Origin of the sequence: Actinomadura gamaensis, from assembly GCF_042652125.1 — a bacterium.
In the GTDB taxonomy this organism is placed as follows: Bacteria; Actinomycetota; Actinomycetes; order Streptosporangiales; family Streptosporangiaceae; genus Spirillospora; species Spirillospora gamaensis.
This window is the reverse complement of record NZ_JBHSIT010000010.1, coordinates 110,645-126,823: the sequence shown is the minus strand read 5'-3', so window position 1 is coordinate 126,823 and position 16,179 is coordinate 110,645. Positions and strand designations below refer to the sequence as shown.

Annotated in this window: 11 protein-coding genes and 1 pseudogene; 6 read left to right on the top strand and 6 right to left on the bottom strand. The window is 73.4% G+C overall.

Going from position 1 to position 16,179, the window contains the following annotated elements; genetic code table 11:
- Positions 1 to 37: 37 nt before the first annotated feature.
- Positions 38 to 607, top strand: coding sequence for an RNA polymerase sigma factor (locus tag ACFPCY_RS30805; protein ID WP_378260940.1), 570 nt, complete (start codon positions 38 to 40; stop codon positions 605 to 607).
- A 30-nt stretch (positions 608 to 637) separates the two neighbouring features.
- Here ACFPCY_RS30805 and ACFPCY_RS30800 read toward each other — a convergent pair whose 3' ends face one another.
- The 6 genes and pseudogenes from ACFPCY_RS30800 to ACFPCY_RS30775 all read right to left on the bottom strand — a co-directional run bounded on the left by ACFPCY_RS30800 (position 638) and on the right by ACFPCY_RS30775 (position 8,330).
- On the bottom strand, positions 638 to 1,906 hold the full coding sequence (locus tag ACFPCY_RS30800; protein ID WP_378260938.1) for a flavin-dependent oxidoreductase: 1,269 nt from the start codon (positions 1,904 to 1,906) through the stop codon (positions 638 to 640).
- A 1,075-nt stretch (positions 1,907 to 2,981) separates the two neighbouring features.
- A pseudogene (locus ACFPCY_RS30795) lies at positions 2,982 to 3,740 on the bottom strand (ABC transporter ATP-binding protein); the annotation flags it as partial.
- A gap of 73 nt (positions 3,741 to 3,813) precedes the next feature.
- Positions 3,814 to 5,442, bottom strand: a complete 1,629-nt coding sequence (gene mdlC, locus ACFPCY_RS30790; protein WP_378260936.1) for a benzoylformate decarboxylase — start codon at positions 5,440 to 5,442, stop codon at positions 3,814 to 3,816.
- 25 nt (positions 5,443 to 5,467) lie between these two features.
- Positions 5,468 to 6,451 (bottom strand): ABC transporter substrate-binding protein, encoded by a 984-nt coding sequence (locus ACFPCY_RS30785; protein ID WP_378260934.1) that lies wholly within the window; start codon positions 6,449 to 6,451, stop codon positions 5,468 to 5,470.
- Between the two features lie 158 nt (positions 6,452 to 6,609).
- A complete protein-coding gene (locus ACFPCY_RS30780; protein ID WP_378260932.1) occupies positions 6,610 to 7,449 on the bottom strand; it encodes an ABC transporter permease in 840 nt (279 codons plus the stop codon).
- A complete protein-coding gene (locus ACFPCY_RS30775; RefSeq protein ID WP_378260930.1) occupies positions 7,446 to 8,330 on the bottom strand; it encodes an ABC transporter permease in 885 nt (294 codons plus the stop codon). Before ACFPCY_RS30775 ends, ACFPCY_RS30780 begins: the two co-directional genes overlap by 4 nt.
- A gap of 954 nt (positions 8,331 to 9,284) precedes the next feature.
- On the opposite strand from ACFPCY_RS30775, the gene ACFPCY_RS30770 reads away from it, so the two are divergent.
- The 5 genes from ACFPCY_RS30770 (at position 9,285) to ACFPCY_RS30750 (ending at position 16,049) form a co-directional block, all read left to right on the top strand.
- On the top strand, positions 9,285 to 12,788 hold the full coding sequence (locus ACFPCY_RS30770) for a sensor histidine kinase (protein ID WP_378260928.1): 3,504 nt from the start codon (positions 9,285 to 9,287) through the stop codon (positions 12,786 to 12,788).
- Positions 12,785 to 13,234 carry a roadblock/LC7 domain-containing protein gene (locus tag ACFPCY_RS30765; RefSeq protein WP_253873441.1) on the top strand — a complete coding sequence of 150 codons (450 nt, stop codon included), beginning with the start codon at positions 12,785 to 12,787 and terminating at the stop codon, positions 13,232 to 13,234. Before ACFPCY_RS30770 ends, ACFPCY_RS30765 begins: the two co-directional genes overlap by 4 nt.
- Before the next feature lie 27 nt (positions 13,235 to 13,261).
- Positions 13,262 to 13,780 carry a DUF742 domain-containing protein gene (locus ACFPCY_RS30760; RefSeq protein ID WP_378260925.1) on the top strand — a complete coding sequence of 173 codons (519 nt, stop codon included), beginning with the start codon at positions 13,262 to 13,264 and terminating at the stop codon, positions 13,778 to 13,780.
- A gap of 40 nt (positions 13,781 to 13,820) precedes the next feature.
- On the top strand, positions 13,821 to 14,369 hold the full coding sequence (locus tag ACFPCY_RS30755) for a GTP-binding protein (RefSeq protein ID WP_378261455.1): 549 nt from the start codon (positions 13,821 to 13,823) through the stop codon (positions 14,367 to 14,369).
- Positions 14,370 to 15,206: 837 nt separating this feature from the next.
- Entirely contained in the window at positions 15,207 to 16,049 is an 843-nt protein-coding gene (locus ACFPCY_RS30750; protein WP_378260923.1) for an SGNH/GDSL hydrolase family protein, read from the top strand.
- Positions 16,050 to 16,179 lie beyond the last annotated feature (130 nt).

The following is a 16,179-nucleotide window of genomic DNA, read 5'->3' as shown; positions in this document are numbered from 1 at the left end:
GACCCGAGAAGGACGCCATGACACCAGGGACCCGCTCGTGACGGCCGCCGTCACACCGGGGCCCTCGCGGGCCGGACGGCTGGACGACGCGGCGCTCATCGGGCTCTCGCTGGACGAGCCCGAATGGTTCGCGGTCCTGTTCGACCGGCACGGGGGCCGGATCCACGACTACGCGGCGCGGCGGCTCGGCGTCCAGGCCGCCGAGGACATCACGGCGGAGACGTTCTGCACCGCGTTCCGCCGCCGCGGCTCCTACGACCGGACGCAGCCGCAGGCGCGGCCCTGGCTCTACGGCATCGCGAGCAGGCTCATCGCCCGGCACCGCCGGGCCGAGGAGCGGTACCTGCGCGCGCTCCAGCGCACGGGCGTGGACCCGCTCCCCGAACCGCTGGACGACGCCGTCGTCGAACGCGTCGCCGCCCAGGCGGAGCGGCGGCTCGCGGGGGCCGTCGCGAAGCTCAACCCGGGCGACCGCGACGTCCTGCTCCTGGTCGAGGACGCGACCCGCGACTTCAGCCGCGGCGGGGTCCACGTCAAGAAGGGGACGCTGCTGATGTGGTACGCCATGTTCGACAGCAAGATCGTGGACAAGCCCGGGCAGCGGTGAGGGACGCTCCGCCCGCCCGGGGGCGGGGGCTCAGGCGGGCGGGGCGATCGTGTAGGACGGGCGGGTGTTGAGGGCCTCGGCGTCCTGGAAGGACGTCTTGCGGTAGGCGCTGGAGATGCCCGCCAGCTCGTCGGGGGACAGGACGTCCTCGATGCGCGTGAAGCCGTCCGGGGCGCGCTGGGCGACCGTGTGCAGGACGCGGTCGGCGGGCATGTCGCGGCAGGCCAGGACGATCGCGTTCACCGGCTCGCGGCGGGCGCGCTCGTACGCTTCGAGCCCCTCGGACGGGTCGTCCGCGCGGGCCAGTTCGTAGGCGAGGACGCGCGCGTCCAGGATCGCCTGCGAACCGCCGTTCGACCCGATCGGGTACATCGGGTGGGCGGCGTCGCCGAGCAGGGTGACCCGTCCGTGCGTCCAGCGCGGCAGCGGATCCCGGTCCACCATCGGGTATTCGAGGATGGTGTCCGTGCCCGACAGCAGCGCCGGGACGTCCAGCCAGTCCCAGCGCCAGTCGGCGAAGTGGGGGAGGACGTCGGCGAGGCGCCCCGCGCGCGTCCAGTCGGCGGTGCCGGCCGTCGCGTCCGGCTCGCGCGCCTCGGCGACCCAGTTCAGCAGGGCGCGGCCGGACGCGCGCTCGGTCCGCGCGGAGATCGGGTAGACGACGAGCTTGACGGTGGCGTTGCTGCCCGCGACGACCATCGTGCGGCCGTCCAGGACGGGATCGGCCTCGACCACGCCGCGCCACATCCGGATGCCGTTCCAGAGCGGCCCGCCCTCGTCCGGGTTCAGGACGCGCCGGACGGTCGATTGCAGCCCGTCCGCGCCGACGAGGACGTCCGCTTCGAGGATCTCCTCGGCACCCGTCGCGCGGTCGCGGAGACGCGCGCGCACGAGGCCGTCCTGCTGCTCGAAGCCCAGAAGGTTCGTCCCGCAGCGGACGGCCGCCTCGCCCAGGCGCTCGCGGGCGGCGTCGAGGAGCGCCATCTGCAACTCGCCCCGGTGGATCGAGTACTGCGGCCACCGGTACCCGAGCGCCATCCCGCGCGGCTCGGCCCAGATCAACCCGCCGTGCCGGTCGAAATGCGACATCCGCCCGGTCGGGATCGCGAGGTCCGCGAGCGTCTCGCCGAGGCCCAGCTCGGTCAGCTCGCGGACGGCGTGCGGCAGCAGGTTGATGCCGACACCCAGCGGACGCGGCACGGCGACCGACTCCACGACGGTCGCCGCGATGCCGTTGGCGTGCAGGGCGAGCGCGGCGGTCAACCCGCCGACGCCCGCCCCCGCGACCAGGACGCGCACCGTCCGCGCCCTACTCGGCCGACCGCCGCCGCGACCGCGACCGCGACGCGGCCTGCACGACCGTGGTCCGCTTCCGCGTCTTCCGCGCCCCGGACGCGCCGTTCCCGTCGCTCTTGCCGTCCTTCCCCGCGTCCCCGGCCTCGGTCCCGGTCCCGGTCCCGGCCGCGTCGGACGCCTCGGCGCCCTCCTTGGCCTCACCCTTCACCGAATCCGCGGCACCGTCGGCGTCGCCCGCCTCAGCCTCCACGGCGTCCGCATCAACCTCCGCGCCACCGGCCGCGTCGGCCTTGGTACCGGCCGCGTCAGCCTTCGCGCTCGCTGCCTCAGCCTTCGCGCTGCTTGCGGCGCCGCCCTTCGCGTCCGCAGCCTTGGCCTTCGCGCCGACCGCCTGAGCCTTCGCGCCCTGCGCGCCAGTCTTCGCGTCTTCCGCGTCGTCCTTCGCGTTCTGTGCGTTGTCCTTCGCGTCTTCCGTGACGGCTTCCGCGTCCTGCGCGTTGGCCTTCGCGTCCTCGGCTTGGCTCTTCGCCTCCTGCGCGTCGCTCTTCGCGTGCTGCGCGTCGCTCTTCGCAGCTTCCGCGTCGGCCTTCGCACCTTCCGCGTCGGTCTTGGCGGCGTCCACGGTGGCCTTCGCGTCGGTCTTCGCGTTGGCCGCCCGAGACTTAGCGTTCGCGCCGTTGGCCTTCGCATTCTTGGCCGCGCCCTTCGCGCTCTGCGCGGTGGCCTTCGCGTCCTCGGCCTGGCTCTTCGCGTCCTGCGCGTCGGTCTTTGCGCTCTTCGTGTCGGCTGCGTCGGTGCTCGCGTCGGCTGCCTTGGTCTTCGCGCTCGCCGCGGTGGTATTCGCGTCCTTGGCCTCGGTCTTCGCGTCTTCCGCGTCGGCCTTGGCAGTCTCAGCCTTGGACTTCGCTTCCAGCGCTTCGCTCTTCGCGTCGTCCGCCTTGGCCTTGGCGGCGGCCTTGCGGGAGCGGGAGCGGCCGCGGGGCTTGGAGGACGAGGCCTCCGCCTCCGGGGCCGGCGCTTCGCTCTCGGACTTCTCGCTCTCGGACGTCTCGGCCTCGGGCGTCTCGTCCTCGGGCTTGGGGTCCGCGGTGCCGCTGCGGATGAGGCGGCCGACCTCGGCGCGCATGCGGATGAACTCGGGGTCCGCGCGGGTCTCGATCTGGTCGCGCTCGCTCGGGAGGTCGACCGGGAGGTCGGCCTTGACGCCCGCGGGGGACTTGCCGAGGACGACGACGCGGTCGCCGACGTAGACGCTCTCGTCGATGTCGTGGGTGACGAGCAGGATCGTCATCTTCTGCGAGCGGTGCAGGCGGAGGACGAGGTCCTCCAGGTCCTCGCGGGTCTGGGCGTCGACCGCGCCGAACGGCTCGTCCATGAGCAGCAGGGACGGCTTGTACGCCAGCGCCCGCGCGATCGCGACGCGCTGCTGCATGCCGCCCGACAGCTGCCAGTGGTACTTGCGGCCCGCGCCGTCGAGGCCGACCTCGGCGAGGGCCTTCTCGGCGGCCTCGCGGCGCTCGGAGCGGGACAGGCCCTTGCGCTTCAGCGGCAGCGCCACGTTGTCGCGGACGGTCAGCCACGGGAACAGCGAGCGGCTGTAGTCCTGGAACACGACGGCCAGGTCGTCCGGGACGCCGTCGATGGGCCTTCCGTTGAGGGTGACGGTCCCGCCGGTCGGGCGGATCAGCCCGGCGATGCAGCGCAGCAGCGTGGACTTGCCGCAGCCGGACGGCCCGACGAGGCTGACCAGCGAGCCGTCCTCGACGCTGAGAGTGAGGCCGTCGATCGCCGTGTGCCCGTCGGCATAGGAATGGGTGAGGTCGGCTATCTCCAGCACGAGCGTCCTCTTCTCGGAGTCGTTGGGGAAGGCCGGGGCCGTCCCGCGCGCGGCGGGACGGCCCCGGTGCGGGTCACTGGGCCCAGGGCTGGTACATCGGGGAGTTGTCCGAGGCCACGGTGATGTCGAGCAGGTAGGGGCCGGAGTGCGCCAGGGACTCCGCCAGGGCCTTGTCCAGTTCGTCCGGCGAGCCGATCCGCCGGCCGGGGACGCCGAGCCCGGCGGCGACCGTCGCGAAGTCCAGCTCCGGGATGTCGGAGCCGGGCGGGTTCTGCATGCCGAGCCGCCGCCCGAGCGCCTTGACCGCGCCGTACCCGCTGTTGTTCAGGATGAGGATCGTCAGCGGCACGTCGTGCTGCGCCGCCGTCCACAGGGCCTGCACCGAGTACATCATCGAGCCGTCGCCGATGACCAGGGCGATGCGCTCGCCCGTTCCGGCCTGCGCCGCTTCCAGCGCGCGGCCCACCGCGAGCGGCAGGCCCCAGCCGAGCGCGCCGCTGCCCGTGGTGAGGAAGCCGCCGCTCTGGTTGATCGGGATGCGCGCGTGGAAGGCGTCCCGGTAGCTCGGCACCTCCTCCACGATGACGGTGCCCTCGGGCAGCGCCGCGCGGATCCCGTCGAGGACGAGGCCGACGTCCATCGGCTCGGTCGCGGCCGGCGTCGCGGGCAGGCCGCGCGGCTCCGGCGCGGTCCGGCCGAGCCGGTCGGCGGCCCCGTCGTCGATCAGGCCGAGCAGGGACGTCACGGCGGGCTTGATCGTGGTGAGCAGGCTCGTCCCGGTCGGGGACCACGCGACCTGCTTGGGGTCGCAGTCCAGGTGGAACAGCCGCGCGCCCTCCGGGACGAACGGTCCCTCGCCGTGCACGTGGTAGGCGAACACCTGCGCGCCGAGGACGACGATCAGGTCGTGCTCGGCGAGCCGTCCGACGATGTGCTCGCGGACGGGCGGCAGGAAGCCGCGGAACAGCTCGTGCGTCTCGTCGAACCCGGACCGGCCGGACAGCGGCGAGATCCACACGTGCGAGCGGGTCCGCTCGGCGAGCTCGACGACCTGCGGCATCGCCTGCTCGTCGTCCACGCCCGACCCGACGACGAGCACCGGGTTGCGCGCGGTGTTGAGCGCCTCCGCCAGCTCGGCGAGCGCCTCCGGCGACGCGGAGAAGTCGCCGCGCACCTCGCGGACCTCGACCGGTTCGGCCGGCTTGTCCCAGTCGTCCTCGGGGATGGAGAGGAAGACCGGGCCGCGCGGGTGCGTCATCGCGATCCGGTGCGCCTCGGCCAGCGCGACCGGGACGTCCTCGGCGCGCGCGGGCTGGAGGCTGGACTTGACGTACGGGCGGGGGAACTCGGCGGGCTCGTCCGCCCCGAGGAACGGGCGGTACGGCAGCATCGCGCGGCCCTGCTGGCCGGCGATGATCACGACGGGCACCCGGTCCCGGTAGGCGTTGAAGACCGCGCCGAGCGAGTGCCCCACGCCGCCCGCCGAGTGCAGGCTGGCCAGGCCCGCCCGGCCGGTGCCGAGCGCGTGCCCGGCGGCGGCCGCGACCGCCACCGTCTCCTGCAGGGCGAGGACGTACTCGAAGTCGTCGGGCCAGTCGGTGAACATCTTCAGCTCGGTGGAGCCGGGGTTGCCGAAGATGGTCGTCATGCCCACCCGACGGCAGTAGTCGTAGAAGGCGTCGCGGACCGTGTATTCCGTCATGACGGGGAAAAGCCTTTCAGCTGACTCAGGACTGCGGGGTGAACAGCAGCGACTTGATGTCGGGCTTCTGCTTGAGCAGCTTGGCCGCGGTCATCAGGTCCACCACCCGCTGGAGCCGGGTCTCGTTGTTGGAGGTGGGGTAGCCGGGCAGGGTGATGACGGGCGCGACCTGCGCGGGGATGTGCGCGTAGCCGGGCAGCACCTGCTCGACCTGCTTGCGGTCGCCGGCGGCGATCGCCTGCGCCTTCAGGATCGCGCGCTGGAACGCGGCGGCGACCTTGGGGCTCTTGGACGCGAACTCCTGGGTGGTGACGTAGCCGGAGATCGGCATGTCCTTCACCGGCTCGGAGCCGCCGTCCACCACGACCCGGTCGCCGCTCTTCTTCTGCGCGTCGGACAGGAACGGCTCGACCATGTGCGCCGCGTCCACGTCGCCCTTGTCGAGCGCCTGGCTCATCTTCGGGAACGCGATCTGGACGTACTTGACCTTGGTCGGGTCGACGTTCTTGGCGCGCAGGATGGCGTCCAGCGTCAGGCTCTGGATGTTGTTGGGGATGTTGACCGCGACGGTCTTGCCCTCCAGGTCCTTCGGCTCCTTGATCGGGGAGTTCGCCTTGACCACGACGTTCATCATGTTCGAGGTCAGCGTCGCGCCCTCGTTGAGGATCTTCAGGTGCAGCGCGCCCTGGTCGTTGGCCTGCAGGAAGGAGACGTAGTTCGCGCCGGCGATGACGTCCACCTGGCCGTTCTTCAGCGCGGGCAGCGCCTGGATGGACTGCTGCACCGGCTTGACGGTGACCTTCAGGCCCTCGGCCTCGAACAGCTTCTTGTTCTGCGCGATGTAGAGGGCCGCGCCGTCCACCAGCGGCAGGGCGGCGACGGTGATCTTGCCGCCGTGCTCCAGGCCCTTGCCCTTGTCGGACTTGTCGTCCCCGCCGCAGGCGGCGAGGGAGGACCCGGCGAGCGCGAGGCCCACCACGGAGGCGGTGAGTCGTCGAAGCGACCGCATGTGTACTCCTTGAATGGTGCGGGGGAGAGGAACTAGCGGGGTCGGGGAGCGGCGGCGGGGGGACGGGTCGGTGGGGTGGAGACGAGCGGTGCCGGGGCGGACGGTCCGGGCGGGGGCCCGGCGGCGCCCGCCCGGCGGACGCGGGCGCGCGCGGCGGCTCAGACCTCGACGCGGCGGGCGGCCAGGTGCCAGGCCAGCGCGCGCCGCTCGACGGCGGTGAGCACCGCGTTGAGGATGTAGCCGAGGATGCCGAGCAGCACGACGACCGCCCACACGGTGGGCAGGTCGCTGCGGCTCTGCGCGTCGGTCAGCTCGAAGCCGAGCCCGTTCCGCGTGCCGGGCAGCAGCTCGGAGAAGACCATCAGGATCAGCGACAGCGAGAGCGACAGCCGCAGCCCCGCGAAGATCTTCGGCAGCGCGGACGGGATCATGAGCCGGCGCAGCCGGTCGGCCGCCGACAGCCGGAACACCCGGGCCGACTCGACCTGCAGCGGGTCCACGGTGCGGGCGCCGTCGGCGGTGTTGATGAGCACCGGCCACACCGCGCTGAACACGATCGAGGTGACCTGCATCGTCGAGCCGAGGTGCATCAGCACCATGAACAGCGGGACGATCGCGGGCGGCGGGATCGCGCGGGCGAACTGGAACACCGGGTCGACGTAGGCGTACACCCGCTCCGACCGTCCGAGCAGCATCCCGAGGACGACGCCGGCGAGGGCCGACAGCGCGAACGCGACGGCCATCCGGCCGAGGCTCGGGAAGATGTTGCCCGTGGCGTCCTTGGTGAGGAACAGCCGGTCCGCCCCGGCGGAGAACCACATCTGGTGCATCCGCTGGACGATCTTCGAGGGCGGCGGGAAGAAGGTGTCGTCCATCGCGCGGGTGCCCCACTCCCACGCCCCGACGGCGAGGACGAAGACCAGCCAGCGGTCGAGGACGGCGCGCAGCGCGCGCCAGGCGAGGCCGCCGCGCGGGCGCCGGGACGCCACGGCGCTCATTTGCCGACCTCCCGGAAGTGCCAGTGGAACAGCCGCTTCTCGCCGAGCATCAGCAGGACGTTCGCGAGCAGGCCGAGGCTGCCCGCCCAGACCGTCCCGGCGAGGACGTCCCTGGTGCCGCCGAGCGCGTTGGCGGCGTCGCCGATGAAGTTGCCGAGGCCCTCGCCGAACCCGGAGAGCACCTCGGTGCCGACCGCGAGGATCAGCGCGATCGAGGCGGCGAGCCGGACACCGGTGTAGATGAACGGCGCGGCGGCGGGCAGCACCGCGCGCCACAGGACCGCCAGCGGGCCGAAGCCGAACGCGCGCAGCGTCTCCTTGGCCAGCGGGTCCACGTCGCGCAGCCCGTAGAGGGTGTTGAACAGCAGCGGCCACACGGCGGCGTAGACGATCAGCGTGACCTTCATTTCGAGGCCCGCGCCGAGGATGAGCCCGACCAGCGGGATCAGCGCCACCGACGGGATCGGCCGCAGGAACTCCACGATCGCCCGCGCCGCGGTGTTCGCGATCGGCACGGTGCCGAACAGCAGCCCGAGCGGGACGGCGATCAGGACGGCCAGGAGCATGCCGTAGCCCCAGGCCTCCAGCGTCGCCTTGAGCTGGACGAACACGAAGTCGTGGTCGCCGGCCAGCTCGACCGCGCGGCCGAGCACCTTGGAGGCGGGCGGGAAGTCGTCCTCGCTGGCGAGGTGGGCCCGTCCGAGGGCCTCCAGCGCGCCGACGGTGACGAGGACTCCGACGAGGCCGCGGACGAACCGGCCGCGGCGGGTCAGCCCGCCGGATCCGGAGCCGCGGGCGCGGGTGCGGCGGGGGGCCGCGGGGCTGGCGGGGGCGGCGGAGGTCGCGGTGTCGGACGAGGAGAGGTCGGGGGCGGCCGTCACCGGTCCGCCGTCCTCGCCGAGACGGCCGCCAAAGACGGTCCGGCTACGCGTTCGACCAGCGCGGCGCCGGATGGGACGCCGGTCGCGCTGATCCCTGGGCCGGTTCCGGCGTTATCACGCCTCGACCGATTCATCTCGTTCCTTCGGTACTTGGAGGGTGCGGCGGGCGGTGCGGCCAGGGGGGTGGGCACCGGCGCCGTGTGCCGACCGAGCTGGTTCTACTTGATCGACAGCGGTCGGACCATATCGCAATCAGGAGCGTATCGGCGCAATCCACTTGCAGTTCGAACAATTGTTCGAGGACGTCTTCCGGTGAGCGGAAAAAGGATGCGGAAATGTGATCGGAAACCTGTCGGGGATGGGGCTTGCGGGCGACTGGGATTGTGCCGCCGTATGCGCTTCGCGGGGGCTCGGAGATGGTGCGCTTTCTACTCCGAGTAGCGGAGCCGAGGCGCTCGGTGTGGACCCGTTCGGGTGCTTTGTCGGGGGACACCGAGTGCCAAATCGGACATAGCACGCGCGTTTCGCGAGGTCAGCCCCCAAAGATCACCAAGTGGTGCATCTCTTTGCGGCGTTTCCCCTAATGTGCTCCAATGTCGGGCGCAGCGGAGGGCGTCCCGCGGTGGCGCGTGCCTAAAGCGCCCCGTTCGTCGGTCTCGTCCGCCACGCGGCGCCAGGACCCCGGCTTCCGCGGAGGGGCGGCCGTGAACGGCACAGTAAGTGAGAGGGTGTAAACGCCAAGTGCGCAATCGAGCGGGCGATCCGGCATCGGAGGCCCTGCCGGACGAAGGCTCCCGGGCAGGGGGCTCCCGAGCCGTGCCCGGCGACCGACCCGTACCCGGGGACCGGACCGAGCCGGGGGCGGCTCCAGAAAGCCCGGCGGGCGGCGCGAGCGCCCCGGCCGCGCAGAACCGACGCGGGGGCGGCAGCAGGCTCCGGCCGTCGAACTGGCGCGTGCCGGTCCGGCTGGTCGCCCTGATCCTCATCCCCACCGCGGTCGCGGTCGTCCTCGGCGGGCTGCGCGTCCTCAGCGCCGACCAGGACGCCAAGGACTACGCCAAGGTCGAGCGGATGGCCCGGCTCGGCGGCAGCGTCACCGACCTCGTCCACGAGCTCGGCACCGAGCGCGACCTGTCGGCCGGCTACATCGCCGCCGGACGGCCCGCCTCCGGCAAGGCGCCCATCGACCAGCAGTACGCCAAGGTCGACCGGATCGCCGCCGAGGTCCGCCGCCGGGTGGACACGGTCGTGTCGTCCGACGGCGACAACGACGTCCGCGCCCTGGTCACCCGCCTGGACGGCCTGACCGCGCTGCGCCAGCTCACCCAGGCGCGGGTGCCCGCCGACACCGTGACCACCAAGTACAGCGAGATGCTCGGCGAGGTCATCGGCTACCTGGACGACATCTCCGGCGCCACCAACGACGCCCAGCTCACCTCCGACACCCGCGCGCTCGCCGCGCTCAGCCGCGCCGCCGAGCAGGCGTCCCGGCAGCGCGCCGTGCTGCTCGCGGGCGCCAACGTCGGCCGCCTCGACACCGACGGCCTGCGCAACCTGCTCGACGGCCGCGCGCAGATGGACGGCGACCTCGCCAACTTCCGCACCGCCGCCCGGCTGCCCCAGCGCCAGCTGTACGACGACACCGTCACCGGCCCCGACGTCGACCGCGCCGCCGAGTTCCGCGAGCGGGCGCTGACCGAGAGCCTGCGCGGCAGCAAGCTCCGCCTCGTCAAGGGCGGCAACGACGGCGAGGAATGGCGCAAGGCCATGACCGGCACCGTCGACAAGATGTACTCGGTGCAGCGCAGCATGATCGACGGCATCATCACGACCGCCGGGCAGCGCAAGAGCGACGCCCAGCAGTCGGTGTACGCCCAGGGCGCGGTCGTCGCCGGCGTCCTCATCCTGGTCCTGCTGTTCACCTTCGGCGTCGCCCGCTCGCTGGTCCGGCCGCTGCGCCGGCTGAAGGACGGCGCGCTGGAGATCGCCGGCACCCGGCTGCCCGGCCTGGTCGACCGGCTTCGCGACCCGGAGGCCGCCGCCCAGGGCATCGAGGTCGAGCCGATCGACGTCGACTCCACCGACGAGATCGGCCAGGTGGCCCGCGCGTTCGACGAGGTCCACCGCGAGGCGGTGCGGCTGGCGGCCGACGAGGCCGTCCTGCGAGGCAACATCAACGCGATGTTCGTCAACCTCTCGCGCCGCAGCCAGACCCTCATCGAGCGCCAGCTCCAGCTCATCGAGGAGCTGGAGCAGAGCGAGCGGGACGAGGAGCAGCTGAGCAACCTGTTCCGGCTCGACCACCTCGCCACCCGCATGCGCCGCAACAACGAGAACCTGCTGGTCCTCGGCGGCCAGGACCAGGCCCGCCGGTGGAACCGGCCGGTCCCGTTCATCGACGTCGTCCGCGCCTCGCTGTCGGAGGTCGAGCAGTACGAGCGGGTCGAGGTCCGGGTGCACGGCGACATGACCGTCGCCGGCCCGGTCGTCAACGACCTGGTCCACCTGCTCGCCGAGCTGGTCGAGAACGCCACCGTCTTCTCCGACGGCCGCACCCGCGTCACCGTCTCCGGCCAGCGGCTCAGCGGCGGCGGCGCGATGCTCCAGATCACCGACAACGGCGTGGGCATGACCGCCGAGGAGCTCGACCAGGCCAACTGGCGCCTGGCGAACCCGCCGGTCATCGACTTCTCCGCGGCCCGCCGCATGGGCCTGTTCGTGGTCGGCCGCCTGGCCATCCGGCACGGCATCCGGGTCGAGCTGCGCGCCGCGCAGGGCGGCGGCCTCACCGCGTTCGTCATGCTGCCCGACCACGTCGTCAGCCCGGTCGACAACGCCAGCGTCGGCACCCGCGGGGCCGGCGGCACGGCGCAGCTCGAAGGCGGGCCCGTCCCGGCGCTCGCCGCCCCGGCCGCGACCGCCGTCGAGGACCGTCCCGGCTTCGGCGACCACCCGAGCGGCGCCTACCAGAACGGCGCGCACCCGGGCGCCGAGGCCCCCGGCGCGCCGCGCTTCGGCGAGAACGGCACCCGCTTCGACGGGCAGCCCGGCCGCCGCTTCGGCGACACCGGTCCGCAGCCCGTCTTCGGCGGCACCGGCGACCAGCGCGACCTCGGCTACGGCGGCGCGGACGACCGCATGGACCTGCGCCACGACCCGCGCATGGACCCCCGCATGGACTCCCGTACGGACTCACGCGCGGACGGTCCCGGCGACGGCGCGGGAACGCGTCCGCCCGCGCCGCACGGCGAGGACGAGCCGTCCCGCAGCAGCTCCACCGGCCTGCCGGTGCGCCGCCCCGGCGCGCAGCTGCCCGGTGTGGGCACGCCGTCCGACAACGTCTTCCAGCCGAGCGACCGGTCCGGCCAGGACCCGCGCGCCTCGGTGGCGCCCGCCGCGTCCGGCGCGTGGCCCGCGTCCGGCCACGACGACCTCGGGCACGACGGCCCGCGCCAGGACGTCCCGCGCCAGGACGGCCGGCACGACGTCCCGCAGCCGGACGGCCGCCACCACGACACCCCGCATGCGGACCGCACGCTCGCGGACCGCGCGCCGATCGACCGTACGATCGACCGCGCTCCGCTCGACCGCACGCACGCAGACCGGTCCGCCCCCGCGGACCGGACCCCCGCCGCCGAGCCGTACGCCGGAGACCCCGGCGTCACGGCGCCGCTGCCGCAGCGTTCCGAGACGTCCGAGCCGGCCCCGGCCCGCCGTGCGTTCTCCTGGGACACCGGCCCGGTCAGTGCCATCCCGGAGGAAACGAACAACCCGGAGGACGCCATTCCGGAGCAGACGAACCGGCCCCCGACCAGGCAGCGCCCCGACCGGGCGCCCGTCGCGCCGCAGGCCGGACCGCCGGCCGCGCCGCCCGCGTCGCCGCCCGCCGGGGCCGCGCGCGCCGCCGAGACCGGGCCGCCTCCCGCGCCCCAGCGTCCGCCGGGCCGTCCCGCCCGCTCGCCGATCTTCGAGGCGATGCAGTCGGAGTGGTTCCAGCGCGGTTCGGGCGAGTCCGCCGATCCGGTCAAGGGCTGGTCGTCCCCGGCCGACGAGGCCTTCCAGGCCGTCGAGGCGCTGCGCGAGCCGGTCGCCGACAAGCAGACCCGCGCCGGCCTGCCCAAGCGGGTGCCCGGCCGCAACCGGGTGCCCGGCGCGGTGGGCGCGCGCAACGGCGCCAACGGCAACGGCGCTCAGGCCGCGCCGGCGAACGGCGCCGCTCCGATGAGGGGTGCCGGCGGGCAGCCGGGCGCACCGGCCGGTCCGGCGCGGCCGGCCGCCGGCCCGCCCGCGGACACCGTCCGCAACAGGTTCGCGAGCCTGCAGCGCGGCGTCCAGCGCGGACGCACCGAGGCGCGCGGCGCGACCCCCGACCTGCCCGGCGGGGGCGGCCCCGCGGACGGCACTACAGGCGAAGATCCGTCGCGCAGGAGCGGCGGAGAGACAGGAGGCACGCGGTGAGCGGGCAGGATCTCAACTGGTTGGTGACGAACTTCGCGGACCGTGTCCCGAAGGTCGCGCACGCCGTGGTGGTCTCCTCCGACGGACTGCCGATGGCGTACTCGGCGGGGTTCCCGCCCGAGCGCGCCGACCAGCTGTCGGCGATCGCCTCGGGGCTGATGAGCCTCACCCAGGGCGCGGCGAAGATCTTCGACGCGGGCGGGGTGAACCAGACCGTCGTGGAGATGGACCGCGGGCTGCTGTTCGTGATGTCCATCGCCAACGGCTCGGTGTTCGCGGTGCTGGCCGCGCCGGACTGCGACCTCGGCCTGGTGGCCTACGAGATGACGCTGCTGGTGGAGCGCGTCGGCCGGGTGCTGACCCCGGCGCTGCGCAACGCCGAGCAGCAGCCCCCCTACGCCGGACCTCCCGTGTCGGGCATGGGCGCCGGCCCCGCCCGGTACTAGCGGACCCTGAACACGGAGGTCGGTGCGATGGATCAAGGTGGTTCCTTCGGTCCCGGACCGGGCGGCGGCCCGCCGGGCGGCTGGCACGGTGACGTCCCCCAGGGCGGACGCGGCGGGCACAGCGGCGGTTACCCGGCACACGGGCAGCAACCGCCCCTCGGCCCGGGCCGCGCGCCCGGGGCGCGGCAGGGCGCGGAGCCGGGCGGCGAGTCCAGCTCGCTCGTGCGCCCCTACGCGGTCACCGGCGGCCGGACCCGGCCCCGGTACGACCTCGCGATCGAGGCGATGGTGACGGCGGCGCCGCATCCGCCGCGCGACATCTCCTCGCTCACCCCGGAGTACCGGGCGATCATGGACATCTGCCGGACGGCGCGGTCGGTGGCCGAGGTGTCGGCGCTGCTGCGGCTGCCGCTCGGCGTCGCCCGCGTCCTCGTCGCCGACATGGCCCTGGAGGGCCTGCTGCGGCTGCACCAGTCCCGGCCCGCGGGCGCGCAGCCGGACATCAGACTGCTTGAGAGGGTTCTGAGTGGGCTTCGGAAGCTATGACCAGCCGTCGGCTCCGGCCGCGCCCGGGGACGGGCCGGAGCTGACCTCGGTCAAGATCGTCGTCGGCGGCGGCTTCGGCGTCGGCAAGACCACCTTCGTCGGCTCGGTGTCGGAGATCATGCCGCTCACCACCGAGGCCGTCATGACCGCCGCGAGCGCGGACGTGGACGACCTGTCGGCGGTGCCCGACAAGACGACCACCACCGTCGCGATGGACTTCGGCCGCGTGTCGCTCGACAGCGAGCTGATCCTGTACCTGTTCGGCACCCCGGGCCAGCACCGCTTCTGGTTCATGTGGGACGACCTGGTCAAGGGCGCCATCGGCGCCGTCGTCCTGGTCGACACCCGCCGCCTGGCCGACTGCTTCGCGGCCGTCGACTACTTCGAGGAACTGGGCCTCCCGTTCGTCGTCGGCGTCAACGGCTTCCACGGCGAGTTCCAGTACGCCGTGGAGGACATCCGCGAGGCACTCTCGGTCAGCGCGCACGTCCCGATCGTCGAGTGCGACGCCCGCAACCGCGAGTCCACGAAGGCCGTCCTCATCACCCTGGTGCAGCACGCCCTCTCCATGGTGAGTCCAGCGCGCTGAGTTCATTGAGCCTCCGGCTGTGTTTATTGAGCCTCCGGCTCCGCGTCCTCGCCTAGCGGCTCGGGCGCGGCCCGGACGCTCGTGCGAGCGCGGCATCGCTTCGCGATCAAACGCGCGGGGCTCGCCTTCGGCGTCGCCCCGCGCGTTTGGTAACGCGCTCGCGCCGGTTCAGGTCTCACCCCGCGTGCTTGGTCACGCGCTCGTGTCGGGCTGGGCTCACCCGCGCGCGTTTGGTCACGCGCTCGCGCCGGTTCAGGTCTCACCCCGCGTGCTTGGTCACGCGCTCGTGTCGGGCTGGGCTCACCCGCGCGCGTTTGGTCACGCGCTCGCGCCGGTTCAGGTCTCACCCCGCGCGCTTGGTCACGCGCTCGTGTCGGGCTGGGGCTTACCCCCCGCGCGCTTGGTCGCGCGCTCGCGCCGGTTCAGGTCTCAGCCCGCGCGCTTGGTCGCGCGCTCGTGCCGGTCTGGGGCTTACCCTCGCGCGTTTGGTCACGCGCTGGTGCCGGTCCGGGGCTCAACCTCGCGCCGTTGGTCGCGCGCTCGTGCTGGTCTGCGGCTCAGCCCGCGTGCTTGGTCGCGCGCTCGGTTTGGGCTGGGTCTCACCCCGCGCGCCTGGTCGCGCAGTCGCGCCGGTCCAGGTGTTGCCTCGCGCGGGTGGTCACGTGTTTGTGTCGGGCTGGGGCTTGGCCCTGCGCGCTTGGGGGCGTGGGGGGCCCGTGGTGGCTTGGGTTTGGGGTCACGGTGTGTCCGGGGGCGGTCACTACGGTCGCGTAGGGAAATATGCAGGCTGCATCATTAGTTACGCGAACAGTATCGGCACCTGCACGAGGAACGGCGATGAGCGAAGCGGAGCACAGGGGCGGGCGGCGGATCGACACCTTCGTCGCGATCGGGGACAGCTTCACCGAGGGGCTCAACGACCCCGTGCCCGGCGAGGACGACGTGTTCCGGGGCTGGGCCGACCGGGTGGCCGAGCACCTCGCCGCGCACAACCCCGGCCTGCGGTACGCCAACCTCGCGGTGCGCGGCAAGCTGCTGCGCCAGATCGTCGAGGACCAGGTGCCGCGCGCGGTCGAGCTGAAGCCCGACCTGATCACCTTCTGCGCGGGCGGCAACGACATCATCCGTCCGGGCGGCGACCCGGACGCGCTGGCCGTGGAGTTCGACGAGGCCGTCCGCACCCTGCGCGGGACGGGCGCGCGCGTCGTGCTGTTCACCGGGTTCGACACCCGCGGCCTGCGGTCGGGACGGCGCATCCGCGGCAAGGCCGCCACCTACAACATGCACCTGCGCGCCATCGCCGACCGGCGCGGCTGCGACGTCGTGGACCTGTGGTCGCTGATGCCCGTGTTCAACGACCCGCGCGCCTGGTACGAGGACCGGCTGCACCTGTCGTCCGAGGGCCACCGGCGGCTCGCCCTGCGCGTCGCCGAGGTGATCGGCGTCCCGGCGGAGGGCGACTGGCGCGAGCCGTGGGAGCCGCTCGACGTCGCCGACTGGCTGACCCAGCGCCGCGAGGACGTCCACTGGGCGCGCACCTACCTGCTCCCGTGGATCGGCCGCCGCGCCACCGGCCGCTCGTCCGGCGACGGACGCGTGGCCAAGCGCCCCGAGCCGCTCCCGCTCGTCCCGCCCACGGCGTCCGGCCTCACCTCGCCCGACCGGGAACCCGTGGGCTGACCCGGCCGCGGGCGACCGGGGGCCTCAGGGCTCGGCTGAAGGCCTTTCGGGCGAAGGCGCATGTCAGGCGTCGGGCGCCGGCGGAGGGCGCCGTGCGGCCGGTGGCGGGGCGGTTACGGAAGCCCCGTGG